The sequence below is a fragment of the Arthrobacter sp. B10-11 genome, assembly GCF_033142195.1.
GTDB classification, from domain to species: domain Bacteria; phylum Actinomycetota; class Actinomycetes; order Actinomycetales; family Micrococcaceae; genus Arthrobacter; species Arthrobacter oryzae_C.
On the sequence record NZ_JAWMTH010000001.1, the window covers coordinates 1,103,097 to 1,126,860 of the forward strand.

Sequence of the window (23,764 nt, forward strand, 5' to 3'; positions counted from 1 at the left end):
GGGCGCCGCCGTTACTCTGCCACAGCGGCGGCTATGAGGGCTTTGAGCGTGCCCTTTTGGATTTCACCCAGGACACGGGAGGCAACCCGGCCCTGCTTGTCCAGCACTAGCGTGGTGGGCACAGCACCCGGGGGAACCAGCCCGGAGACGGCCAGGAGTACGCCGCCGTCCTTGTCATGGAAGCTGGGGTAGGTCAGGTTGAAGGTCTTGTCGAACGCCTCGGCGGCGGCCTTTTCATCGCGGAGGTTCACGCCGTAGAACTGCACGCCCTGCTCCTTGAACTCCTGGTGGAGGGCTTCGAGGGATGGTGCTTCGACGCGGCACGGTGCGCAGGCAGCGAACCAGAAGTTGAGCACGGTGACTTTTCCGACGAAGTCAGCGGGCTCCACGGTGGTGCCGTTGAACAGGGTGCCCTTGATGCCGACGGCGGATTTGCGGTCTGCGGCGGCAAACTCGGTCACCGAGCCGTCGCCGGCCACGTAGTTCTTGTTGTCTCCGGCCTTGGCCTGCTTGGCCAGTGCGTCCTCCTGGGCACACGCGGAAAGCCCCAGGGTAAGGGCGGCCAGGCCGAGGCCGCCCGCGGCCAAAACGCTGCGGCGCGACGCCGCGTTCGTCGTTTCATGGCGTGCGCCAGCTGCCTTGGTGAACTTGAATCCGGCCACGCTCAGGCCCCCGGAGTGTTCGAGGCGCCGGGCAGAAGCGCGGCAGCAGGCTCGCTGTACTCAACGCGCAGGAGGGTGCCGTCGTCGTCGAACACCAGCGATGTGATGGACGTGAGCGTGCATTCGCGCTTGCGCGGATCATGCCAAAGGGGCCTGCCCTCGGCGCTCAGGCGCGTGGACCAGATGGGGAGCTGGTGGCTGACCAGGATGGCCTCGGCGCCCTCCCCGCCCAGCTCAATGGCACGACGGCGCGCGTCGTGCACCGCAGCGATGACGCGTGCGGCCTGGTTCTTGTACGGCTCGCCCCAGGACGGCACGAAGGGGTTGCGCAGGTACAGCCAGTGTTTTGGCTTGCGGAGCTCGGCCTTGTTGACCTTGAGGCCTTCGAAGTGGTTCTCAGCTTCGATAATGCGCGCCTCGGTGTGGATCTCGAGGTTCAACGCTTCCGATATGGGGTGGGCTGTTTCCTGCGCGCGGGTGAGGGGTGACGCGACCAGGTGCACGATGTTGGCCCCGCCGGCTGCGCGGTCACTGAAGTGCACTGCGAGGGTCTTGGCCATCTGCTGCCCGAGATCGGAGAGGTGGAATTCCGGCAGCCGTCCGTACAGGACGCCGTCCGGATTGTGGACCTCGCCATGGCGAAGAAGATGAACAGTGGCTTGGGGCATGTTTACCAGTTTCTCAAAGATGTCGGACGATCTGAAATCTTCTACAGGAAGTAGAACTCAGAAGTTTTGAAAAATGTTCCCCGGAGTTGGAATAAAAGATGCAAATGCATGTTTATACTGGGTGAAGCAGTTAGTTGAGACTTCAACCAAGGAAGTTTCGGCTGGCGATCAGATGTCCTTCGCAAGAGACCTTCCACCACAGAACACAAGGAGCACCACCATGGCACTGCCCGCTAACATCACCACCGGCACCTGGACCCTCGACAACTCGCACAGCGAAATCGGCTTCACTGTCCGCCACGCCGGCATCAGCAAGGTCCGCGGCAAATTCACTGACGCCACAGCAACGCTGGCCCTCTCCGAGAACGTTGCCGACTCCAAGGTGAATGCCACCATCCAGACTGCCAGCTTCGACTCCGGCGACGTCAACCGCGACGGCCACGTCCGCGGCGAAGATTTCTTCGACGTCGAGAAGTTCCCGGAGATCTCCTTTGTCTCCAACGCGATCGTTCCCAAGGGCGACGCCTACGAGCTCCAGGGCGACCTGACCATCAAGGGTGTTACCCGCCCGGTGGCCCTCGAAACCGAGCTCCACGGTGTGGCTGTGGATCCCTTCGGCAACACCCGCGCCGGCCTCACCGCTGAAACCACCATCAGCCGCAAGGACTTCGGCCTGACCTGGAACGCCGTCCTCGAAGCCGGCGGCGTGCTGGTCAGCGACAAGGTTGGCATCAACCTCGAGCTCGCCTTCATCGCACCCGCCGCGTAATTCCCTGCCTTTAGTTACCGGCAGTAGCAGTACCGGGAGTACTGCACCACCACAGCGCCCCGCTCCGTCCCCGCGACGGAGCGGGGCGATGTGTTTAATCCGGATGGTTCGGCACCGGTTCCTCGTGCAACGAAGCCGCCGGACCCGACCGGTCAGAATACCTCTTCGGAATGATCCACCGGGCGGCCGGAGCGCGGTACGGTGGAACCAAACCATGCTGGGGGCAGGGAACCGTTTACTGATCCCGGTACCTGATTAGTCAGTAGTCGACCCGCAAAGGACCAACTATGAGCACCCCGCCAGCCAACCCGGCCAGCCCGAACGAACCTGAAAACGGCAAGCCCGGCCCCGACGCTCCGCAGCAGGGAGAGAACACCCCCCAGTACGGGCAGCAGTCCCCCGCGGCTCCGCAATACGGACAGAACGCGCCGCAATACGGCCAGCAGCAGCACGGGCAGCAGCCCCCTGCCGCGCCGCAATACGGCCAGAACGCGCCGCAATACGGCCAGCAGCAGCACGGGCAGCAGCCCCCTGCCGCGCCGCAATACGGACAGAACGCACCCCAGTACGGGCAGCCGCAGTACGGGCAGCAGCCTCCGGCTCCCCAGTACGGGCAGCAGCCCTACGGGCAGGCGCCGCAGCAGTACGGACAGTCCCCCTACGCCCAGTACCCGTCCGAGCAGCCGCAGGGTGTCGCAGCCGGCGGGGTTCCAAAAATGGTCAACAACGCGTTCTGGATGATCGTTGCAGCGGGCGTCCTGTGGCTGGTCTCCCTTTTGATCGCCATTCCCGCGCTCGATGATCCGGCCATGCGCAGTACGTTCGAGGAGCAGATGCGGACAAGCGGCGCGGACGTCGACTTCGAGTCGATCAAGGGCCTGATCATCGGCATGATGGTGGTGGTCGGCCTCATCGGTGCCGGCCTGTACGCATTGGTGGCGTTCAACGTGCGCAAGGGCAAGAACTGGGCCCGCATCCTGGGCACCGTCCTGGCCGCCCTGTCGATCTTCAGCCTGTTCCCGCTCAGCCTCGGAACCCTCTCGGGCCTGCTGGGCATCGCGGCGATCGTGATGCTGTACCTCCCGGCGTCCGCACCTTACTTCCAGAAGCAGCAGCCTTTCGGGGGCCCTTACTCCCAGCCGGGCAACCCCTACGGCCGCTAGTCCCGCCCTGTAGACAAAAGCACCAAACCGAGGCAACTCAGTTCCACACCCGGAGGGCGTGGACTTTGGATGGACCAGGCGAATTCAGTCGCCGGCCGCCGGAGTCCGCGCCCTTTGCGTTTGCCCGGCAATCTCTTGAGCCGAAATTGAGCTTCAAACTATGCCCAGAACGCCCCTGCGCGCGGTACCGTGTTAGCAAAATCACACTGGGGGCAGGATGATGTGGCTGATCCCGGTTGAGATTACTGAGCAATCGAGTTGCAAAGGATCAACAATGAGCACTCCGTCCATCCCGCCGTCGCCCTCCAACGATTCCGCATCCGGCGGTCAATACGGCCAGCAGCCGCCGCAGTACGCGCAGCCGCCGCAGTACGCGCAGCCGCCCCAATACAGCCAGGGGCCCCAATACGGCCAAGCACCCCAATCCGGGCAGCCGCAGTATGCACAGCAGCAGCAGTTTGCGCAGCCGCAGTTTGCACAGCCTCAGCCGTTTGCGCAGCCGCAGCAGTTCGGGCAACAGCAGTACCTCGCTTACCCCTCCGAACTGCCGCAGCAGGGGAACTCGGGCCGTGCCACGCCCCCGCTGGTGAACGCCTCCTTCTGGCTGTTAGTCCTCGCCTGCCTCTTCTGGGTGGGTTCGATCTTCTTCTCCATGGGCTCCCTCGATGACCCCGCCCTGCGCAGGCAGATGGAAGCGCGGCTGGCAACCAGCGGCGCAGAGGTGGATTTCGAGGCACTCAAGGGCATCATCGTGGGAATGGTGGCGCTGATTGCCGCTGTCGGCGTCCTGCTTTATGCGCTCGTGGCCTTCAAAATCAGGAAGGGCCGGAACTGGGCCCGCATTCTCGGCACTATCTTGGCCGCCTTTTCCCTGCTGGGAATTTTCGAGAACGGTCCTGGAACGCCGTCCATCCTCGCCGGAGTTGCCGCCATGGTGCTGCTGTACCTCCCCGGGTCAGCGCCGTATTTCCGGAAGTACCACCCGTTCGCTAGCCCCTACGGTCAGCCCGGTAACCCCTACGGCCGCTAACAACTGAGCGGCCACACAGCGGCCGCCACCAACCAACCGAGCGGCCGCACGCGTGACGCGCGGCAGCACGGGACCGGCTGGCTTACTCGCCGTCCTCCGGGATCTGGATCCGCTGGGCGTGGTAGGCCAGGATCTGCAGCTCGGTGGCCATGTCCACCTTTCGCAGGTTGACGCCCGCCGGCACCTGCAGCATCACCGGGGCGAAACTGAGGATGCTCCGCACACCGGCGGCGATGACGCGGTCGCACACACCCTGGGCCACGGCGGCAGGCAGTGCCAGCACCACCATGTTGGCGCCGGTCCGCTGGAGCACCGGTTCCAGGTCCGCGACGTCGCTGACGCGCAGCCAGCCAACCTCATTGCCCACCACCATCTGGTCGGCGTCGAAAATGGCCACGACGTCGAAACCCCGCGATTCAAATCCGCCGTACCGCGCCAAGGCCTTGCCGAGGTTGCCGGCGCCCACGATAGCCACTTTCCAGTCCTTGGTGAGCCCGAGCGCGGCTGAGATATGGCGGCTCAAGTACTGCACTTCGTAGCCGACGCCGCGGGTACCGTATGACCCGACGTGGGAGAGGTCCTTGCGGAGGGTGGACGAACTCACGCCGGAGGCTTCTGCCAGGGACTCAGAGGAGACGCGTTCAACGCCTTCCGCGAGCATTGTGGTGAGGGCACGCAAATAGATGGTCAGCCGGGCCACGGCCGCGGGCGGAATCTGCTTGGCCGCAGTTCCGCTCTCCCCGTGAACGGCCTCGGGGGATGAATCCAGCGAAGTCACTATCTGCTCCATTGCGTCGCGTTGTGAGTCCACTCTAGAGCCCCGTCCGTAATGCCAACAAAGCAGGAGTGGCCGCGCCTACTTGGCCGCGGCCTGGCGAAGGATCCGTTCCAGGCGGGTTTCGTCGATCTTCCAGAAGTCGCGCTGGACCCCGTCCACCAGGACCACGGGAATCTCTTCGGCGTACCGCTCGCGGAGCTCCGGCAGGTTGTCCACCAATTGTTCCGTCCATTCGAGTCCCAGTGCGGCCGTGACCCGTCCGACGGCGTCGCGCGCCGCCTCGCAGAGGTGGCAGTCAGTTTTGGTGATGAGGACGACGTCGGGATGTGCCATGCATCAACCGTAGCCCGGGCTGCCGCCCCGCCGCGACGGCGGGATAGTCGCGGCCGCGACGGCACCATGCCGCGGTCGCGACAGCGCAGGCATTGCCCATTGACTAGACTCGAGTCATGCCCGAGGAGAAGTACGTCGCCGTGATCCGGCAGCCGGCCGGTGCGTTGCAGCACGGCGAGGCCGCCTTCTTCGACGTCGACAACACCCTCATGAAGGGCGCCAGCCTGTTTCATGTGGCCCGGAAAATGCACCAGCGCGGCGCCTTCACGCTGCCGCAGGCGGCCGGGATGGCGTGGAAGCAGTTCAAGTTCGTCCTCCGCGGCGAGAACATGGACGACGTCCACGCGGTCCGCGATTCGGCCCTGACGCTGGCGGCCGGCATCACCGTGGAAGACATCAAAGCCCTCGGCGAAGAAGTCTTCGATGAGATGATCGAGTCCAGGATCTGGCCGGGCGCCAAGGCATTGGCCCAGCAGCACCTCCGGGTGGGCCGCATGGTGTGGCTGGTGACGGCGACCCCCATCGAGGTGGCCACGGTGATTTCCACCCGGCTGGGCCTGAGCGGCGCACTGGGAACCGTGGGCGAAATCAAGGACGGCGCGTACACCGGCCGGCTGGTGGGTGACATCCTGCATGGCCAGGCCAAGGCGGTGGCTGTCCAGGGCATCGCGGACGCCGAGGACCTGGACCTCAAGCGCTGCTGGGCCTACAGCGATTCCCACAATGACATTCCGCTGCTGAGCATGGTGGGCCATCCCGTGGCCATCAACCCTGATGCCCGCCTCCGCCGCCATGCGCGCGAAAACAACTGGCCGGTCTACGACTTCCGCTCCGGACGACGTGCCGCCACGCTTGGGCTGAAGGCCGCCACGGTTGGCGGGGCTGTCTACGGACTCTGGAGGGGCTTCACCCGCTTCCGCGGCCCCACGGTCTAGCCCCCCCCCGCAGTGGGACACGCAAACGGTGTGCGGACACGGATATGGCCCAGGGACGCCTGGATATCCGCGTCCCCACGCCCGCTCCGCGTCCCGCCGCCAGATGCGCGTCCGAAGCGCGCTGCTGCCGGGAACCAAGCCCAAAGAAAAATGCCCGCTGCCAAAGGCAACGGGCATCTCACGCTGTAGGAAGTATCTCTACTTCTTGTTACGGCGCTGGTGGCGGGTCTTACGAAGCAACTTGCGGTGCTTCTTCTTGGCCATACGCTTGCGACGCTTCTTAATAACTGAACCCACGAAAGTTCCTTACAAACTAGATGGAGTACCTGTCTGATGGAAGAGGTCCGTGGACTAGGCAACAGACTAAACAACAAACAGATTCTTACAATAACGAAAAACGTTCCCTAACAGGGTACCGCTTATCCGGCGGACTCACTGACCGACCGCCTGGCAGCGCACGTTGGGGGCGGCCATACAGCGGGTTCGAGGGAGCTTACGCGGTGTCCGACTGGCCTTCCACAACAGCACCCTTGACGTACTGTTCGACGGCGGATTCCGGCACCCGGAAGGACCGGCCGAAACGGACGGCAGGCATCTCTCCGGAGTGAACAAGGCGATACACGGTCATTTTGGAAACGCGCATGCGCTCGGCCACTTCGGCCACAGTCAGGAACTGAGCGTTCGAGAAGTTCGACTCTGCGGACATTTCCCTTATTCCTTTGTTGACAGCTGATAAAGGCAACCCCATTGAAACCCCATTGCGGTGTGCCGATGCTGAGCCATCAACCTACCCTGTGCTAGTTACTCTAGTGGCTGATGGTGCCATAGTGAAAGTCATTCGGCGTAACCAGTTTTCCGTGAACCCTCAGCGAATTCAGCCCGCCAGAGCGCTCCGGCGCTTGCGGGCGGATGCTGCCAGCTGGCCCAGCACGGAAGCCGTCACGTCCCACTCCATGCAGGCGTCCGTTACGCTCTGGCCGTAGACCAGCTCGTCAGTGCCGGCGGCGTGCTCGGCCACGTCCAGGTTCTGCGCCCCGCCCACCAGGAAGCTCTCCAGCATGACGCCGGCGATCGCCGAAGCCGCCGCTCCGCCGTCTTCCAGCTGGGCGCCGATTTCCAGGGCAACCTCGGCCTGGCGGTGGTGGCTCTTGCCGCTGTTGGCGTGGCTGGCGTCCACGATGAGCCTGGGGTTGAGCTGCTTGGCGGCCAGTTTTGCCGATGCTGCCTCGACGTCCGCCGCGGAGTAGTTGGGGCCCTTGCGGCCGCCGCGGAGGATCACGTGCGTGTCCGGGTTGCCTGCCGTGGCCACGAGCGCTGCCCGGCCGTCACCGTCGATCCCGAGGAACGCCTGGGAGGCCGCGGCGGCGCTGCAGGCATCCACGGCGACCTGGAGGTCGCCGTCGGTCCCGTTCTTGAATCCGATGGGCATGGACAGCCCGGACGCCAGCTGGCGGTGGATCTGGCTTTCGGTGGTGCGGGCACCGATGGCTCCCCAGGAGACGAGGTCAGCCATGTACTGGGGGCTGATGGGCTCCAGGAACTCCGTGGCCGTGGGAAGGCCCAGCGAGGTGACCTGCTTCAGGAACTGGCGTGCCGCCCGCAGCCCGGTGGCGATGTCGTGGCTGCCGTCCAGCCGGGGATCGTTGATGAGGCCCTTCCAGCCCACCGTGGTGCGGGGCTTCTCGAAGTAGGTCCGCATGACCACCAGGAGGTCTTCCCGGTGCTTCTCCGCCTGGCTGACCAGCCTGCGGGCGTATTCCAGGCCGGCCTTGGGGTCGTGGATCGAGCAGGGTCCCACGATGACCAGCAGGCGGTCGTCCACGCCGTCCATGATGGCCCGGACTTCGTCCCGGCCCCGTTCGACGACGTCCGCCACCCGGGAGTCAAGCGGCAGTTCCGCAATCATGTCCTGGGGCGACGGCAGCGGCCGGAATTCACTGACGCGCAGGTTGGACGTGGAATGCTGTGTTTCGGTGGCTGCTGCGGTGCTCATGGTGCGGGTCCTGTTCCGGAAGAGGTGCGGAGCGGGCCCAGATCAGAACCCGCCGGAGAAATGGCGAAGGGCAGAGAATGATCTCTGCCCTGTTGGCTCTGAAGGTAAGTTGGATGCGTGTCAGTTAGACGCGGGCCCCTCCAGAGCCAACGAAAAATACGCATACCAACGGTTAGTCATAGCCAAGACCATAACCGCGGGGACGCCGGGTCCGCAAATTCACGCTCATTTCGCGACCTCATATTGCGGGGCCTAAGCGCGCGACCATCCCCCAACTGACTGTCAGTTAACGCTCCGAAATCGCGATTTCGGAGCGTTAAGTGCGAGTCAGTTGGGAGAGCGTGCCGAATCAGCCGAGCAGCTTGCGCAGATACTGCAGCTGCCGGTTCCACTGGTGTTCTTGTCCGCCCTCATGGTTGTTGAAGCGGTACACCTCGATGTCCTTGGCCGGCGCATCGTTTCCAGCGCCCGTTCCGTATGCGTTGTAGCTGGCGAAAACGGTGGACGGCGGGCAGATGTCGTCCGCCTGTGCGACCGAGAACAGCGCCGGCGCGGTTGCCGCCCGGCCCAGGTTGACGCCGTCGAAATAGTTAAGCACCGCAAGGACGGCCTCATAGCGGTCCCGGTGACGGGCCAGGAATGCGGCGATCTCCGGATAGGGCCCGCGCGGCGTGATGTCGATGGCCCGGGGGAAGTCCTGCAGGAACGGAACATCCGGCAGCGCGGCGATCACGCCGTCGAGCCTTCCGGCCGCGAGCCCGGCCACGGCAACGGTGATGCCGCCGCCCTGGCTGACACCGGCCACCACCACCCGGGAGGGGTCGACGGCGGGATGGGCCTGCGCGGCTTCCACCGCGCGGAAGGCGTCCACATAGACCCGGCGGTAGTAGTAGTCCTCGCGGCTTCCGGCGCCGCGGGTCATCAGTCCCGCATGCGCCACACCGCCCGCGGACGGGTGCGGGTCCGCGGTGTCCCCCAGCAGACCGCCGTAACCCTGGCCCCGGGTGTCCATGATGAAGTGCGCGTACCCGGCCTGCGCCCACTTGGTGTCCTGATTGGACAGCCCGCGCCCGCCCGAATATCCCGCGTACTGCACGACGACGGGAAGCGGCTCGTCCGGCGAACGGTCCGCCGGCAGGTGCAGCCAGCCCTTCACCGGGGAACCGCCGAAGCCCGCGAACGTGACGTCGAAGGTGTCGATCACCGTGAGGTAGTTGTCCACGGGTTCGAACACCGCCTCCAGCGGGTACTCGCGGGCTTCGCTGATGGTGCGGTCCCAGAAGGCGTCAAGGTCCGCCGGGGCGGTGGCGCCGGACGTGTAGTTTCGGAGCTGCTCAAGCGGTAGGTCGAAGAGGGGCATCGGGTTCCGGTTCTCTAATTGCTGGGCTGTAGTTCGGACTGCGGCGACTCAGACCAGCGCCGCCTGATAACTTTCCAACGGCTGCGAGCCACGCACCAGTGCCCGCAGTTCGGCGAGGCCGCCGGTGACCACGCCCGCCGCCCGGGCCTGGACCAGCACGTTGCCGAGTGCAGTGGCTTCCACGGGTCCGGCGATGACGCGTTTGCCTGTGGCGTCGGCGGTGAGCTGGCACAGCAACCGGTTCTGCGAGCCTCCCCCGACGATGTGCACCACGTCCACTGGCACGTCTGCGAGGCGTTCGGCGTCGGCGATGGTCCGGGCGTAACCGGCGGCGAGGCTGTCCAGGATGCAGCGGGTGATCGCCGCGGGGTTGTCGGGGAGGACGGCGCCGGTGTTGCGGGCGGCCGCGCGGATCCGGTCCGGCATGTTGTCCGGGGCGATGAAGTACGGATCATCGGCGTTGACCTGCGGCCCGCCGAACGGCAGGGCAGCGGCCGCGGCAAGCAGTTCGTCCAGTGTCGCCGTATATCCCTGCTGGGCCCAGGTGCGCTGGCATTCGCTGAGCAGCCAGAGCCCGCCGACGTTGCGGAGGTACCGGATGGTGCCGTCCACGCCGCGCTCGTTGGTGAAGTTCGCCTGCCGGCCCGCCTCGGTGAGCACGGGGTGGCTCAGCTCGACACCGACAAGGGACCAGGTCCCGGAAGAGATGTAGGCGAAGTTCCCGGCCCCGGAGCCGGCTGCACCGGCGGGGACAGCGGCGACGGCGGAGGCGGTGTCATGTGAGCCGACAGCCACCACCGTGGTGCCGGCCGGCAGGCCCACGCGGGACGCGATCTCCGGCAGGAGCGTGCCCACCCTTTCGCCGGGCTGGATCAGCGGCGGAAACAGGTTCCTGGGGAGGTCCAGGGCTGCCAGGAATTCGGTGGCCCACTCCCCTGCGACAGCGTCGAACAGCCCGGTGGTGGAGGCGTTGGTGGCCTCGGTGCGGCGGACACCGGTGAGCAGGAACGCGATCAGGTCCGGGATGAGCAGGGCCTGCAGCCCCTCCAGGTCCGGTTCGCTGGCGAGCTGGTAGATCGTGTTGAACTGCAGGAACTGCAACCCGGTGGTGGCGTAGAGCCGGGCCGGGTCCAGTTTTTGGTGCACGGGCGCGACGGCGGCCCGGCTGCGGTCATCGCGGTAGCTGAACGGCTGGGCCGTGAGTTCCCCCGTGGCGTTCACCAGGCCGTAGTCCACCGCCCAGGTGTCGATCCCGATGCTACTGATCGTTTCGCCGCGCTCCGCGGCGGTGCGGGCCGCGGCAGCGAGGCCGGTGAGCACCTCGGCGAAGAGGGCGTCGAAGTCCCAGCGCAGGCCGCCGTCGGACGCCACCACACCGTTCGGGAAGCGGTGGACAGTCTCCAGCGTGGCACTTTCCGAGCCGGCGCCGCCGGAGACCCGTCCCAGGATGACCCGTCCGGAGGAGGCGCCGATGTCGACGGCGGCGAAGACCCGCCCGCTGGGATGAGCGGCGGACACCGCCCCGGCCGCCGTGGCCGGGACAGTGTCCTGGGTTGGTGGCACGGTGCTCATCGGAGGAAGGCTGCGGCCACACCGGCGTCCACGGGGATATGGAGGCCGGTGGTGTGGGACAGTTCGGCGCTGGTGAGCACGGCGGCGGCGTTGGCCACGTGCTCGGGCAGGACTTCGCGCTTGAGCAGGGTGCGCTGGGCGTAGTACTTGCCCAGTTCCTGCTCGTCCACGCCGTAGACCGCGGCGCGCTTGGCGCCCCAGCCGCCGGCGAAGATCCCGGAGCCGCGGACCACGCCGTCGGGGTTGATGCCGTTGACGCGGATGCCGTATTCGCCCAGTTCGGCCGCGAGGAGCCTCACTTGGTGGGCCTGGTCTGCCTTGGTCGCGGAGTAGGCGATGTTGTTCGGGCCGGCGAACACGGAGTTCTTGGAGGAGATGTAGATGATGTCCCCGCCCATGTCCTGGCCGATCATGACCTTCGCCGCGGCCTTGGCCACCAGGAAGGAGCCCTTGGCCATGACGTTGTGCTGGAGGTCCCAGTCCTTTTCGGTGGTTTCCAGCAGCGGCTTGGAGATGGACAGCCCGGCGTTGTTGACCACCAGATCCAGGCCGCCGAATGCCAGCACGGCTTCCTGGATGGCGGCGGCGATCTGTGCTTCGTCGGTCACGTCGGCCTGGACGCCGACGGCCACGTCCGGTCCTCCGAGCTCGGCAGCGACAGCCCGGGCGTTCTCCAGGTTCAGGTCGGCAATCACCACGCAGGAACCTTCAGCGGCGAGGCGGGTGGCGATGGCCTTGCCGATGCCGGACGCGGCCCCGGTCACCAGCGCGATGCGGGTGGCGTGCGATTTCGGCTTGGGCAGGCGGGCCAGCTTGGCTTCCTCCAGGGACCAGTACTCGATCCGGAACTTCTCGGATTCCTCGATCGGGGCGTAGGTGGAGATGGCCTCGGCGCCGCGCATCACGTTGATGGCGTTGAGGTAGAACTCGCCGGCAACGCGGGCGGTCTGCTTGTTCGCACCGAAGGAGAACATGCCCACCCCGGGGACCAGCACAATGGCCGGGTCAGCGCCGCGCAGTGCCGGGCTGTCCTGAGAAGCGTGGCGGTCGTAGTAGGCCCGGTAGTCCTCGCGGTAGTCCGCGTGGAGTTCCTGCAGCCGGGCGGTCGAGTCCTCGATCGAGGCATCGGCGGGCAGGTCCAGGATCAGCGGCTTGACCTTGGTGCGCAGGAAGTGGTCCGGGCAGGACGTGCCCAGGGCGCCGAGCCTCGGGTGCTCGGCGGCTTCCAGGAAGTCAAGCACGACGGCGTCATCACTGAAGTGCCCCAGCTGCGGTTTGTCCGTGGACGCCAGCCCGCGGATCACCGGCGCCAGCGCGGCGGCCTTCGCGCGGCGTTCGGCCTCCGGCAGTGCGCCGAAGCCGGGCATCTTCGGGCCGAAGGGCTGCGGGCGGCCGTTTTCCGCGATGAACTTTTCGGCCTGGTCGATGATCCACAGCGAATTGGCCTCGGCCTCTTCGGACGTGGCACCCCAGGCGGTGATGCCGTGGCCGCCCAGGATGGTGCCGACGGCCTGCGGGTTGGCGTCCTTGATCGCGGCGATGTCCAGGCCCAGCTGGAATCCGGGGCGGCGCCACGGCACCCAGACCACCTTGTCGCCGAAGATCTTGGTGGTCAGTGCCTCCCCGTCCGCCGCCGTGGCGATCGCGATGCCGGAGTCCGGGTGCAGGTGGTCCACGTGCGGGGCGTCCACGAGCCCGTGCATGGCGGTGTCGATCGACGGTGCAGCGCCGCCCTTGCCGTGCAGGCAGTAGTCAAAAGCGGCCACCATTTCGTCTTCGCGGTCCACCCCGGGGTAGACGTTCTTCAGGGCGTTCAGCCGGTCCAGGCGCAGCACGGCGAGGTTCTCCGCCTTCAGGGTGCCGAGGTCCCCGCCGGAGCCCTTCACCCAGAGCAGCTGGACGTCCTCGCCCGTGACGGGGTCCTTCCCGGCGCCCTTCGCGGAGGTGTTGCCGCCGGCGAAGTTGGTGTTCCGCTTATCCGCGCCCAGGCGGTTGGAACGGGAAATCAGGTCTTCAACAGTCTTGTTCGTGGTGTTTTGCATAGTCATGCTCAGGCGCCCCATCCGGCTTGCTGGCCGCCGACGCGGTCCTCGTTGATCTGTTTCTGGTAGCCGCTGGCCTTGAAGGCGGCCATCGGGTCCGCGGGCAGGCCGCGGGATTCACGCCACTGCGCCAGGGCCGGGCGGACGTCCGTGTAGAACGCGTCGTTGAACACCGCGTTCGCAGCCAGGACATCCCCGGCACGCTGGGCTTCGCCCAGGGCCGCGGTGTCCACCAGCAGGGCGCGGGCGGTCATTTCCTGGACGTTGAGCACCGAGCGGATCTGGCCCGGGATCTTCTCCTCCAGGTTGTGGCACTGGTCCAGCATGAGCGCCACGCCGGACTCCTTGCCGAACCCGCCGCCGCGGATCACCTCGTACATGATGCGGAACAGCTGGAACGGATCCGCGGCACCGACGATCAGGTCGTCATCCGCGTAGAAGCGCGAGTTGAAGTCAAAGGAACCCAGCTTGCCCAGGCGCAGCAGCTGCATCACGATGAACTCGATGTTCGTGCCCGGAGCGTGATGCCCGGTGTCCAGGCAAACGAATGCCTTCTCCCCCAGCGCCAGCGTCTGTGCGTAGGACGTGCCCCAGTCCGGGACGTCGGTGTGATAAAAAGCGGGCTCGAAGAATTTGTACTCCAGCACCAGCCGCTGCTCCCCGCCCAGGCCGGCGTAGATCTCCTGCAGGGACTCCGCCAGCCGGTCCTGGCGGCCGCGCATGTCGTCCTGACCCGGGTAGTTGGTACCGTCCGCCAGCCAGATTTTCAGGTCACGGGAGCCCGTGGCGTGCATGATCCCGATGCATTCGAGGTGGTGGTCGATCGCCCGGCGGCGGACGGACTCGTTCGAGGACGTCAGGGAACCGAACTTGTACTCGTCATCCTGGAACGTGTTCGAGTTGATGGTGCCCAGCCCCACGCCGAGGCCCGCCGCGTACTCGCGCAGGGCTGCGTAGTCATCCACCTTGTCCCACGGAATGTGCAGCGCAACGGTGGGCGCCAGGCCCGTGAGCTCGTGCACTTTCGCGGCGTCCGCAATCTTCTCCTGCACCGTCCGCGGGGTGCCCGGCGTACCGAACACCTTGAAGCGTGTGCCTGAATTTCCATAGGCCCACGAGGGGACCTCGATGGCAAGCTCTCCGAGCCTGCCCAGCGCCGTTGCTACGTCATTCATGATGGTTCTTTCCGATGTCTTGTGGTGCTGCGGTTTGGGTGGTGGTGCTGCGGCCCCGCTGCTGGAGCCCGGGTGGATCAGCTCGTCGTGGACTCCGCCGCCGCGAGCTGATCGTCAAGATTGAAGACTTCTTCGAGGACCAGGAACCCTTCGTCGGGGGCCTGGTCCGTGTTAGCGAACAGTGTGGCCATTTCGGCCTGCCAACGTGCATTGACTTCGGTGAGCGCCATCCGCGCCCGGACGGCGTCGAAATCGTCGCATTCCAGGTAGCCCACCAGCAGCCCGTCAGGGCCGAGGAAGAGCGAGTAGTTGTGCCAGCCCGCATCCTTCAGGGCCCGGAGCATGTCCGGCCAGACGGCGGCGTGCCGGCGCCTGTACTCATCGATCAGTCCGGGTTGGACCGAGGAGCGAAAACACACCCTCATCTGCGACTCTCCTGAATTCCAAATCTTTGAATCGTTTCATTGTTACGATTCAAAGTACTCTTGAAGTCGAGTAGGTGTCAAGCAATTGTCAGTGGATGAAAAGGGTTCATCCGGCCGCATGCCGTTTCGCTGGCCGGGGAACGCGGGCCGGGCACGGACAATTGGGCCGGGGGGGGGTTGATCCAGGCGGTTGCACCCGCCGCCCCGCACGAGAGAGCTTGGAGAAACATGTCACGGTCAGCCAGCATCAAAGATGTTGCGAACCATGCCCGCGTGGCGGTGGGAACGGTGTCCAATGTCCTGAACTACCCGGACCGGGTGTCGCAGCGGACCAAGGACCGGGTTCTGCAGGCCATCGACGAGCTCGGCTTCATACGCAATGACGCCGCCCGCCAGCTCCGTGCCGGCCACAGCCGCACCATCGGCCTGATAGTCCTCGACGTCGGCAACCCCTTCTTCACGTCCGTGGTCCGCGCCGCCGAGGATGCTGCCGCCCTCCAGGGAAGCGCCGTCCTGCTCGGGGACAGCGGGCACGACGCGGGACGCGAGTCAAACTACATCGACCTCTTCCAGGAGCAGCGGGTCCAGGGCCTGCTGATTTCGCCGGTGGGCGACGTCACCGAACGGCTCGACCAGCTCCGCGAACGCGGCGTGCCCACCGTCCTGGTGGACCGTCTCGCCGATGAGGCGAAGTACAGTTCAGTTTCCGTCGACGACGACGCCGGCGGTTACCTTGCGGCGCGGCACCTGCTGGACATCGGCCGCCGTCGGCTGGCTTTCGTGGGAGGCCCGACGTCGATACGCCAGGTGGCTGACCGCCTCCAGGGGGCGCAGCGCGCCGTCGCCGAAGTTCCGGACGCGTCGCTGGAGGTGCTGGATTCCGCAGGGCAAACGGTCCTGGCGGGCCGCGGCGCGGGCGACCAGCTGGCCCGCCGAAGCGCCGGGGAACTTCCGGACGGCGTGTTTTGCGCCAACGACCTGCTGGCGCTCGGCGTGATGCAGTCCCTCACCATGCTTCGCACGCTGCGGATCCCGGAGGACATCGCCCTGATCGGCTACGACGACATCGATTTCGCCGTGTCCGCCGTGGTGCCGCTGTCCTCGATCCGGCAGCCTACGGAAGCACTCGGACGGACCGCCATCGAGCTGCTGGCCGAGGAACTGGAATCCGACAAGCCCAAGCACCGGGCCGTGATCTTCACGCCGGAACTTGTGGTGCGCCAAAGCACTGCCGGCCCCGAGGCCGCCACCGCTGCCTGACGCGGGAGGGAGGCACTGGGAGTACGTGTATCAGCAGGCCCTTCCGCGCCGGGACCGGCGCCTGTTGGATGGACGGAAGTCACCACGAAAGGAACGCCCCCATGGCTACATGGCTCATCACAGGATGCTCCACCGGACTCGGCCGTGCCCTCGCCCAGGCGGTGCTCGCCAGCGGCCACAACGCCGCCGTCACCGCCCGGAACGCCGCCACGCTTGAGGACATCGCGGCTGCCTACCCCGACACGGCGCTTGCCCTCCCCCTCGACGTCACCGACCGCGATCAGATCAGCGCGGCGGTGCAGCAGGCCCGGACGCGCTTCGGAGGCGTCGACGTCCTCGTCAACAATGCCGGCTACGGCTACCGCGCCGCGGTGGAGGAAGCGGACGACGCCGACATCCGGCAGTTGTTCGACACGAACGTTTTCGGCGCCGTCGACATGATCAAGGCAGTCCTCCCGGACATGCGTGCCAAGCGGTCCGGGTCAATCCTGAACATCTCCTCCATCGGAGCGCGCATCTCGCCTGCCGGATCGGGCTACTACTCGGCAACCAAGGCGGCCCTGGAGGGCCTGTCCGGATCCCTCCACAAGGAACTGCAGCCGCTCGGCATCAACGTCACCGTCATTGAACCGGGTGCCTTCCGCACGGACTTCGCCGGCCGCTCACTCACCCAGTCGGCGACGCCCATCGATGACTACGCGGAGACGGCCGGGAAACGGCGCAAGGAGAACGACACCGTCCACGGCACCCAGCCGGGGGACCCTGCCAAGGCGGCGGAGGCCATCCTGGCCGTCACCGAAAGCCCGAACCCGCCGTCGCTGATGGTGCTCGGCAAAGACGCGTTCAACGCCTTTGCCGCCGTCGCCGAAGCGGAGCGCACGGAACTGGACACGTGGCGGGACCTCAGCCTCAGCACCGGGATCGAGGGCTGAGCGATGGAGTACACCCGACTGGGCCAGTCCGGCCTGAAAGTCAGCCGCATCGCGCTGGGCTGCATGAGTTTCGGCGACACGTCCCAGGGATTCAATGAATGGGCACTGGGCGACGCGGAAGCGGAGCCGGTCTTCCGCCAGGCCGTGGAACTGGGCATCACGTTCTGGGACACCGCCAATGTCTACGGTTTCGGCAGCTCCGAGGAAATCGTCGGGCGCGCCATCAGGAAGTACACCCGCCGGGAGGACGTGGTGCTCGCCACCAAGGTGCACTTCAAGATGCACGACGGTCCGGGCGGATCCGGTCTGTCGCGCAAAGCCATCATGGAACAGGTGGATGCGTCGTTGTCCCGCCTCGGAACGGACTACGTGGACCTCTACCAGATCCACCGCTTCGACCCCGAGGTGCCGATCGAGGAAACGATGGAGGCCCTCCATGACGTGGTGAAGGCCGGCAAGGCACGGTACATCGGAGCGTCGTCGATGTGGGCGTGGCGGTTCGCCAAGATGCAGCACACCGCCGGCCTGCACGGCTGGACCAGGTTTGTCTCGATGCAAAACCAGTACAGCCTCATGCAGCGGGAGGAGGAACGCGAGATGTTCCCGCTCCTGGCGGACCAGGGCGTGGGCAGCATCCCCTGGAGCCCGCTCGCCAAGGGGCGGCTCACCCGGCCCTGGGGCGAACACACCAAGCGCGCGGACACGGATCCGATGCAGCGCCGGTTCTTCAGCGATGACGACCAGCCCATCGTCGATGCCGTGCAGCGCGTCGCCCAGGAACAGGGCGTGCCCATGGCCCAGGTGGCGCTGGCATGGGTGCTGCGCAACCCCTCCGTGGCCGCCCCCATCGTGGGAGCGACCAAGAGCCGCCACCTCAGCGATGCCGCCGCCGCCCTCGACATCCGGCTCACCGATGAACAGGTGAGCCGGCTGGAAGGGGCGTACACCCCGCGGATGCCTACCGGGTATTGACCGGGCACCGGACGGCAACGCCGGTTTTCGCGGCGGGGGCTAGATTTTCTCGACCGTGAGGTTCCGGTAGGCGGCCCGGAGCGGTGCCATCTGCCGGAACCCGAGGTAGCCCCCGCCAAGGACCTTGTCCGAGGAGTCCCGCCACTCAAACAGCGGCAGTCCGTTGATGGAGAACCGCACGCGCGGCCCGTCCTTCACGAGTTCCAAACGGTAGAAATCCGTGGCGTCTTCCGCGGGCGGCAGCGGGTCCGCGCCCTGGGCCACCAGCTCGAAACCGGCGCTCTTCCGCAGGTTGCAGGTACGAAAGGCCCGCTCGGAGGCGTACTTGTGCCGGAAGTAGGAAACGTGAAGGGCGTTGATGTCGCCCGAATGGTACTGCGGGTAGTAGCCGGTGCGCCGCGCGAGGTCCGCCGAAAACAGGTCCTGTCCGCCCTGGCCCGTTGCCGAAAAGAACAGCATGGCCAGCCCCGGCTCCGCAAGGGGCAGGAACTCCCAGGTGATCCGGATGCCGTCCGGGAACTCCACCGGGCACCAGAAGGTCCAGTGGGCGTGGTCGCCGAATTCCCCGTCGTCCAGGGAGCCGGAGAGTTCGAGCGCGCCGCCGTGGGCGCCAAGGCTGAGCGGCCCTTCCGCCACCCAGCCTGACACATCCGCCGGTCCGGCCAGGGGGTTGCTGTACAGCGTGTCCGTGCCGGCCGGTGGCGTCCCCAACCTAGCCCCGCCCCGCCGTCGTGAGCCCCGCCGTCGTACGTCCCGCCGTCTTGCTTCCACGGGAGCCCGGCAGGGCATCCGGTCCGAAGCCGGGCAGCCCGAGCTGCCTGGCTACTTCCCCGGCGACCAGGGACGCTCCACGCCGGGAGAAATGCGTGTTGTCCGTCAGTCCGGCAGGCCAGTGCGCATGCTCGCCGGGGCCGAAATGGCAGAACAGCGACGCCGATTCCTCAACTCCCAGCTGCAAGTACAGGGACCGGGTCCAGGCGTTGAGGTCCACGACGGCGACGTGCAGTTCGAGTGCGATTTCGCGGACCACTTCGGGATAGTCCTCAAGGCTCTCCTCCAGGCCGGCCTGGACGCCGGCGCCCGGGCCGGCCAGGAAGTGCCGACGCTCCACCGGCGTGCAGAGCACCGGCACCGCGCCGTGTTCCCGGACCTCCGCCACCATGCGGCGGAGGTTGGCCGCGTACCCCGTCCTGGCGGCGAGGTGGGGGCGCTTCTGGTCGTTGTGGCCGAACTGGATGAGCACCAGGTCGGCCGCCCCGGCGGTTTCCAGGAGCTGCCCCCAGAGCCCTTCTTCGCGGAAGGATTCGGTGCTGGCCCCGCCTTTGGCGAAGTTGTGCACGGCGGCCCAGGCGTAGACATGCCGGGGCAGCCGGGCGCCCCAGCCGCTCATGGGGTACTCGTGGGTGGGACAGGTGGCCACCGTGGAATCTCCGGCGAGCAGGATTTTCATGCTGTGCTTTCTGTTGGAGTGGATGCGTGTGCCGTCAGGGCCGTGCGGATGCCGGCTCAGCCCTTGACGGAGCCGATCAGCATGCCCTTGGCGAAGTGCTTCTGCAGGAACGGATAGAAGATCAGGATGGGCAGTGTGGCCACCACAATCACGGCGAATTTGATGCCCTGTTCGGGCGGGATGTAGTTCGGATCCACGTTGCCCGTGCCGAGGAGGTCGCTGGACGCGGTGACCTGGCGCAGGTACATCTGCAGGGTCCACTTGGAGTTGTCGCTCAGGTACAGCAGTGGCGACATGAAGTCGTTCCAGATGCCCACGGCGTAGAACAGCGCGAATGTGGCCAGCACCGGTTTGGACAGCGGCAGCAGGATCCGCCAGAGGATCCCGATTTCCGTGGCGCCGTCCATCTTGGCCGACTCTTCCAGCTCGGCGGGGAGCTCCTGGAAGAAGTTTTTGATGATGATCAGGCTGAACGGGTTGATCGCAGCAGGCAGGATCAGCGCCCAGTAGCTGTTGAGCAGGCCAAGGTCCTTGATCAGCAGGAACGTGGGGATCATGCCGCCGGAGAACACCATGGCAAAAACCACCAGGGACAGGATCAGCTGACGGCCGCGCAGGTTCCGCTTGGCCAGCGGGTAGGCCATGGTGACTGTCAGGACCAGCTGGACCACGGTGCCCACGGCCGTGACCAGCACCGTGGTGACCAGCGCCCGGATGAACGCCGGGGTGGAGAAGATGTACTCGTAGGAGTCCAGGCTGAACTGCTCCGGCCAGACGAAGAAGGCCCGGCGGGTGATCTCCGCTTCGGTGGCAAAGGAGCCGGCGAACACGTAGACGAAGGGCAGCAGGGTCAGGACGCCGATCAGCACCAGGAAGACGTAGTTGGCGGCGTCGAAGATCCGTCCGCCGGTGGTGTTGTGAATCTTCATTAGAACAGTCCGCTCTGGTTGAATCGCTTGGCCAGCCAGTTGGTGCCGAAGATCAGCACAATGCCCACCAAGGATTTGAAGAGTCCGACGGCGGTGCTGTAGCTGTAGGCGCCCTGGGTGATGCCCACGAAGTACACGTAGGTATCAAAGACGTCGGCCACGCTCCGGTTGAGGGCGTTGGTCATGAGGTAGATCTGTTCGAAGCCGGTGTTCAGCATCTGGCCGATCGCCAGGATGAGCATCACGATGATGGTGGAGCGGATGCCCGGCAGCGTGATGTGCCAGACCCGGCGGAACCGGCCGGCGCCGTCGATGATGGCGGCCTCGTACTGGTCCTGGTCAACGGTGGCCAGGGCAGCCAGGAAGATGATGGTTCCCCAGCCGGTGTTCTTCCAGATTTCCTGGAGCACAATGAGCGGCCGGAACCAGTTCGGATCGGACAGGAAGTCGATGTTGGTGCCCAGCACGGAGTTGAGGAACAGGAACAGCGGCCCGAAGTCCAGGGCGAACAGCAGGAAGCTCAGCGACGCCACGATGGTCCAGGACAGGAAGTGCGGGATGTAGACGAGCGTCTGGACCGTGCGCTTGAGGACGGACAGGCGGACTTCGTTAAGCAGCAGCGCCAGGACGATGGTCAGCGGGAACGCGATCCCCAGGTTCAGGAACGCCAGGATCAGGGTGTTGCCCAGCAGCCGCGGAAAGTCAGGGTTGGAGAAGAAGTCCTGGAAATGCTGGAACCCCACCCACGGGCTGGCGTTGACGCCCAGGAACGGAACGTAGTCCTTGAAGGCAATGCTGACCCCGTACATCGGGGCGTACCGGAAGACTGCAAAGTAGATGACGCCCGGCAGCAGGAGGAGATAGAGCCACTTGTAGTGAGCGAAGTGGACCGCGAAGCGGCGTCGCCGCCCCGGGGCAGGCGCGGGTGGCGGCGCCTGCTCCGGGGCTTTGACGTCAAGGGCGGACGTTGTCACTTGCTGTCCTGCCACAGCTTGTTGATCTCTTCCTGGACCTTGTCGCCGCCGCTGCTCTTCCACAGCTTGATGGCATCCTTCAGGCCCTGCTCATCGATCTGCCCGGCCAGGTACTTGATCCGGGCGTCAGCCACGATGTTGTCCAGCTGGGCCCCCTTGGCCACGTAGGTGGGTGAGACGAACGCCGCGGCAGGGTTGTAGACGGCGCTCTTCAGGTCCTCGGCCATAACCTCAACCCGCTTGTCGAAGACTTCCTGCTCGTAGTCGGAGGCCTGCTTGACCGGGTAGAAGTTGTTGCCGGTGACGTTGGTGCCCAGCTGGGCGTAGCTCTTGATATCCGTGGAGACGGCCTTGCCCTCGGCCGTTTCCGGCTTGATGGTGGCTGCCTTGCCGTCCTCGACAGTGAAGTTAACGCCTTCGATGCCGTTGTTGAGCAGTGTGGCCACTTCCTTGCCGTTCATGGTGTTTAGGAATTCCAGGACGTTCTTCAGCTCAGCCTCGGTGCGGACGCTGGTCTTGGGCACGGCCAGGAAGCCGGAGTAGCCGTCGGTGGGGTGTGCATGCAGTTCGCCGTCCGGTCCCTTGAGGTTGCCGACGAACCCCACCTTGTTCTGGAAATCGTTCGGGTTGGCCTGCTTGAACAGGTTGATCAGCACGCTGACGCGGGAGTCGACGTCGACAATGATGCCGCCCTTGCCGTTGAAGAACGGCTCATTCCATTTAGTGCCGTCGAAGGTGGCAAAGTCCGGGTTGATGAGCTTCTCGTCCACCATCTTCTTGACGAACCGGTTGGCTTCAAGGAACTCTTCGGTGTCGAAGCTCGGGATCAGCTTGCCGTCTTTTTCGGTCCACCGGTTGCCGGCCCCGTACCACTCCTCGATGATGTCGTACGGGCTGTTGGAGCCGAGCGCGCCCCACTTGGGAATGGTGATGCCCCAGGTGTCGTTCTGGCCGTTGCCGTCCGGGTCCTGCTCGGTGAAGGCCTTGGCCACCTTGTACAGGTCTTCGGTGGTTTCAGGTGCCGCCAGTCCGAGCTTGTCCAGCCAGTCCTGGCGGAACATCACGGCCGCCCGGATGGGATTACGGGCACGGAAGACGCCGTAGACCTTGCCGTTGACGCTGGCATTGTTCTGCACGTCCGGGAACGTGGTCTTCAGGTTCGGGTAATCGCCCAGCTTGTCGGTGAGGTCCCAGAAAGCGCCGGCCTCTGCGTTCTTGACGAAGCCGGGCGACTTGCTCTGCACCACCATGACCTGGGGGATCTCGGAGGAGGCCAGGGTGATGTTCATCTTGTCCTCGTAGGAGGCATTCGGTGTCCACGTGATGCTCACGTCCTTGCCGGTGAGCTCCTCGAGCTTCTGCTGCACGGCGCCGTCGGCCGCCGGTGGCTGCGCTTCAAGGAACGGCGCCATGATGCTGATCTTCGACGAATCCGCTGCCGGCGCTTCACCTCCGCTGCATGCAGTGAGGGTCAGGGCGGCGGCGGTCACGACGGCGGCCGCCAGGCTGAGGTTTCTAGGGATCATCATGTTTCCGTTTCCACTTCTTCGGGGTTTGTTTCGGGATTTGGTTCGGGTGTTCGGGAGTTGTCTTCGGGGCGTCAGTACCGGTCAGCTGGCGCTTTGATACGTTTCATTCAGAGGGCCGTGTGCGCGGTCGGCCGAGCCCGCGTCGGAGCGTGCGTCGGAGCGAGCGCGTGCATCCGTGTCCACTGCAGGGCCGGTCACGGATTCGTCATTGGCAGTGAAAAACCGGTCGCACAGCCAGCCGGTGGCGTAGAGCCAGGCTCCGATGCTGAAGAAAGGGATCAGCCCCGGTAGCGACTGGCTGGCGAAGTAGGCGGCGGCCGTCACGAAGAGCAGGATTGCCGTGCCGGCAAGGTGCCGTAGGGCGAACCGCGAGGACATCAGGAGGTACTGCGCCAGAGGGAGTTCATAGCGGGCAAACAGGGGAAACAGGTGGCACGCAACGGCCACCAGGAAGATGGCGCCCGCAAAGGTGCCGGCCGCCAGCAGTTGCGACGGGAGGTCGGCGGAGCGGGAGAAGTAGTTCCAATTCAGGGCAAGGGCCGCTCCGGCCAGCAGGACCGGGAGCGCCAGGCCGTTGCCGCGGCCGAAGTTGCGGCCGTATTCCCTCGCGAAGGACCTGGGCAGCGGAGCAGCCTCACCCCGGACCCGGCGGCGCACCAGGACCTGCGCCGCCGCCGTGGCAGGCCCCACCCCGAACACGCCCAGTCCGGCCAGTGAGAACACGATCCACAGCAGGTTCAGGCAGGCAATCCACAGCAGGGTGTCGAAAAATGAGTACGCCTTGGCGCTAAAACTTCCAGTCAGCACAGCCAG

General features: G+C 65.7%; 25 protein-coding genes. 7 read left to right on the forward strand and 18 right to left on the reverse strand.

Translation table 11 applies throughout. The features are described from left to right. Positions 1 to 11 precede the first annotated feature (11 nt). Together RW112_RS05180 and RW112_RS05185 are read right to left on the reverse strand one after the other, a co-directional pair. Entirely contained in the window at positions 12 to 587 is a 576-nt protein-coding gene (locus RW112_RS05180) for a TlpA disulfide reductase family protein (protein WP_317780836.1), read from the reverse strand. Positions 588 to 664: 77 nt separating this feature from the next. Then, entirely contained in the window at positions 665 to 1,330 is a 666-nt protein-coding gene (locus RW112_RS05185; protein ID WP_317780701.1) for a histidine phosphatase family protein, read from the reverse strand. A 220-nt stretch (positions 1,331 to 1,550) separates the two neighbouring features. Between RW112_RS05185 and RW112_RS05190 the strand changes: the two genes are divergently transcribed. From RW112_RS05190 to RW112_RS05200, 3 genes are all read left to right on the forward strand, one after another. Then, positions 1,551 to 2,099 carry a YceI family protein gene (locus RW112_RS05190; protein WP_317780702.1) on the forward strand — a complete coding sequence of 183 codons (549 nt, stop codon included), beginning with the start codon at positions 1,551 to 1,553 and terminating at the stop codon, positions 2,097 to 2,099. 287 nt (positions 2,100 to 2,386) lie between these two features. Then, positions 2,387 to 3,262: a hypothetical protein gene (locus tag RW112_RS05195; RefSeq protein WP_317780703.1), complete on the forward strand. Its 876-nt coding sequence runs from the start codon at positions 2,387 to 2,389 to the stop codon at positions 3,260 to 3,262. 274 nt (positions 3,263 to 3,536) lie between these two features. Continuing rightward, positions 3,537 to 4,292: a hypothetical protein gene (locus RW112_RS05200; protein WP_317780704.1), complete on the forward strand. Its 756-nt coding sequence runs from the start codon at positions 3,537 to 3,539 to the stop codon at positions 4,290 to 4,292. A gap of 82 nt (positions 4,293 to 4,374) precedes the next feature. Here RW112_RS05200 and RW112_RS05205 read toward each other — a convergent pair whose 3' ends face one another. Both RW112_RS05205 and RW112_RS05210 read right to left on the reverse strand, forming a co-directional pair. After that, the gene (locus RW112_RS05205; protein WP_317780705.1) at positions 4,375 to 5,070 is read right to left on the reverse strand and encodes a redox-sensing transcriptional repressor Rex; all 696 of its coding nucleotides are present in this window, start codon (positions 5,068 to 5,070) and stop codon (positions 4,375 to 4,377) included. 78 nt (positions 5,071 to 5,148) lie between these two features. Then, on the reverse strand, positions 5,149 to 5,403 hold the full coding sequence (locus RW112_RS05210; RefSeq protein WP_317780706.1) for a glutaredoxin family protein: 255 nt from the start codon (positions 5,401 to 5,403) through the stop codon (positions 5,149 to 5,151). Positions 5,404 to 5,519: 116 nt separating this feature from the next. On the opposite strand from RW112_RS05210, the gene RW112_RS05215 reads away from it, so the two are divergent. Beyond that, complete coding sequence (locus tag RW112_RS05215; RefSeq protein WP_305942105.1) at positions 5,520 to 6,338, forward strand: HAD family hydrolase; 819 nt, start codon at positions 5,520 to 5,522, stop codon at positions 6,336 to 6,338. Positions 6,339 to 6,536: 198 nt separating this feature from the next. Here RW112_RS05215 and RW112_RS05220 read toward each other — a convergent pair whose 3' ends face one another. From RW112_RS05220 to RW112_RS05255, 8 genes are all read right to left on the reverse strand, one after another. Next, complete coding sequence (locus tag RW112_RS05220; RefSeq protein WP_003792170.1) at positions 6,537 to 6,635, reverse strand: 30S ribosomal protein bS22; 99 nt, start codon at positions 6,633 to 6,635, stop codon at positions 6,537 to 6,539. Between the two features lie 196 nt (positions 6,636 to 6,831). Next, entirely contained in the window at positions 6,832 to 7,044 is a 213-nt protein-coding gene (locus RW112_RS05225; protein ID WP_305942106.1) for a helix-turn-helix domain-containing protein, read from the reverse strand. Between the two features lie 168 nt (positions 7,045 to 7,212). After that, complete coding sequence (locus tag RW112_RS05230) at positions 7,213 to 8,331, reverse strand: 3-deoxy-7-phosphoheptulonate synthase (protein ID WP_317780707.1); 1,119 nt, start codon at positions 8,329 to 8,331, stop codon at positions 7,213 to 7,215. Positions 8,332 to 8,680: 349 nt separating this feature from the next. Beyond that, positions 8,681 to 9,691 (reverse strand): acetylxylan esterase, encoded by a 1,011-nt coding sequence (locus RW112_RS05235; protein WP_317780708.1) that lies wholly within the window; start codon positions 9,689 to 9,691, stop codon positions 8,681 to 8,683. 48 nt (positions 9,692 to 9,739) lie between these two features. Then, on the reverse strand, positions 9,740 to 11,263 hold the full coding sequence (locus RW112_RS05240) for a rhamnulokinase family protein (RefSeq protein WP_317780709.1): 1,524 nt from the start codon (positions 11,261 to 11,263) through the stop codon (positions 9,740 to 9,742). Continuing rightward, positions 11,260 to 13,311, reverse strand: a complete 2,052-nt coding sequence (locus RW112_RS05245; RefSeq protein ID WP_411709854.1) for a bifunctional aldolase/short-chain dehydrogenase — start codon at positions 13,309 to 13,311, stop codon at positions 11,260 to 11,262. Before RW112_RS05245 ends, RW112_RS05240 begins: the two co-directional genes overlap by 4 nt. A 2-nt stretch (positions 13,312 to 13,313) precedes the next feature. After that, positions 13,314 to 14,480, reverse strand: coding sequence for an L-rhamnose isomerase (gene rhaI, locus RW112_RS05250; protein ID WP_317780711.1), 1,167 nt, complete (start codon positions 14,478 to 14,480; stop codon positions 13,314 to 13,316). Between the two features lie 77 nt (positions 14,481 to 14,557). Continuing rightward, on the reverse strand, positions 14,558 to 14,905 hold the full coding sequence (locus tag RW112_RS05255; RefSeq protein WP_305942112.1) for an L-rhamnose mutarotase: 348 nt from the start codon (positions 14,903 to 14,905) through the stop codon (positions 14,558 to 14,560). A gap of 228 nt (positions 14,906 to 15,133) precedes the next feature. On the opposite strand from RW112_RS05255, the gene RW112_RS05260 reads away from it, so the two are divergent. The 3 genes from RW112_RS05260 (at position 15,134) to RW112_RS05270 (ending at position 18,069) form a co-directional block, all read left to right on the forward strand. Continuing rightward, positions 15,134 to 16,165 (forward strand): LacI family DNA-binding transcriptional regulator, encoded by a 1,032-nt coding sequence (locus tag RW112_RS05260; RefSeq protein WP_317780712.1) that lies wholly within the window; start codon positions 15,134 to 15,136, stop codon positions 16,163 to 16,165. A 101-nt stretch (positions 16,166 to 16,266) separates the two neighbouring features. Beyond that, on the forward strand, positions 16,267 to 17,097 hold the full coding sequence (locus tag RW112_RS05265; protein ID WP_317780713.1) for an oxidoreductase: 831 nt from the start codon (positions 16,267 to 16,269) through the stop codon (positions 17,095 to 17,097). A gap of 3 nt (positions 17,098 to 17,100) precedes the next feature. Continuing rightward, positions 17,101 to 18,069, forward strand: a complete 969-nt coding sequence (locus RW112_RS05270) for an aldo/keto reductase (RefSeq protein ID WP_317780715.1) — start codon at positions 17,101 to 17,103, stop codon at positions 18,067 to 18,069. Between the two features lie 39 nt (positions 18,070 to 18,108). Here RW112_RS05270 and RW112_RS05275 read toward each other — a convergent pair whose 3' ends face one another. From RW112_RS05275 to RW112_RS05300, 6 genes are all read right to left on the reverse strand, one after another. After that, positions 18,109 to 18,780 (reverse strand): DUF1961 family protein, encoded by a 672-nt coding sequence (locus tag RW112_RS05275; protein ID WP_317780716.1) that lies wholly within the window; start codon positions 18,778 to 18,780, stop codon positions 18,109 to 18,111. A gap of 1 nt (position 18,781) precedes the next feature. Continuing rightward, positions 18,782 to 19,519: a rhamnogalacturonan acetylesterase gene (locus RW112_RS05280; RefSeq protein WP_317780717.1), complete on the reverse strand. Its 738-nt coding sequence runs from the start codon at positions 19,517 to 19,519 to the stop codon at positions 18,782 to 18,784. Between the two features lie 56 nt (positions 19,520 to 19,575). Beyond that, positions 19,576 to 20,448: a carbohydrate ABC transporter permease gene (locus RW112_RS05285; RefSeq protein WP_317780718.1), complete on the reverse strand. Its 873-nt coding sequence runs from the start codon at positions 20,446 to 20,448 to the stop codon at positions 19,576 to 19,578. Then, positions 20,448 to 21,422 carry an ABC transporter permease gene (locus tag RW112_RS05290; protein WP_317780719.1) on the reverse strand — a complete coding sequence of 325 codons (975 nt, stop codon included), beginning with the start codon at positions 21,420 to 21,422 and terminating at the stop codon, positions 20,448 to 20,450. Before RW112_RS05290 ends, RW112_RS05285 begins: the two co-directional genes overlap by 1 nt. Further along, positions 21,419 to 22,951: an extracellular solute-binding protein gene (locus RW112_RS05295; RefSeq protein ID WP_317780720.1), complete on the reverse strand. Its 1,533-nt coding sequence runs from the start codon at positions 22,949 to 22,951 to the stop codon at positions 21,419 to 21,421. The genes RW112_RS05290 and RW112_RS05295 overlap by 4 nt, the downstream gene beginning before the upstream one ends. Before the next feature lie 81 nt (positions 22,952 to 23,032). Next, the gene (locus RW112_RS05300) at positions 23,033 to 23,758 is read right to left on the reverse strand and encodes a YesL family protein (protein ID WP_317780721.1); all 726 of its coding nucleotides are present in this window, start codon (positions 23,756 to 23,758) and stop codon (positions 23,033 to 23,035) included. Positions 23,759 to 23,764 lie beyond the last annotated feature (6 nt).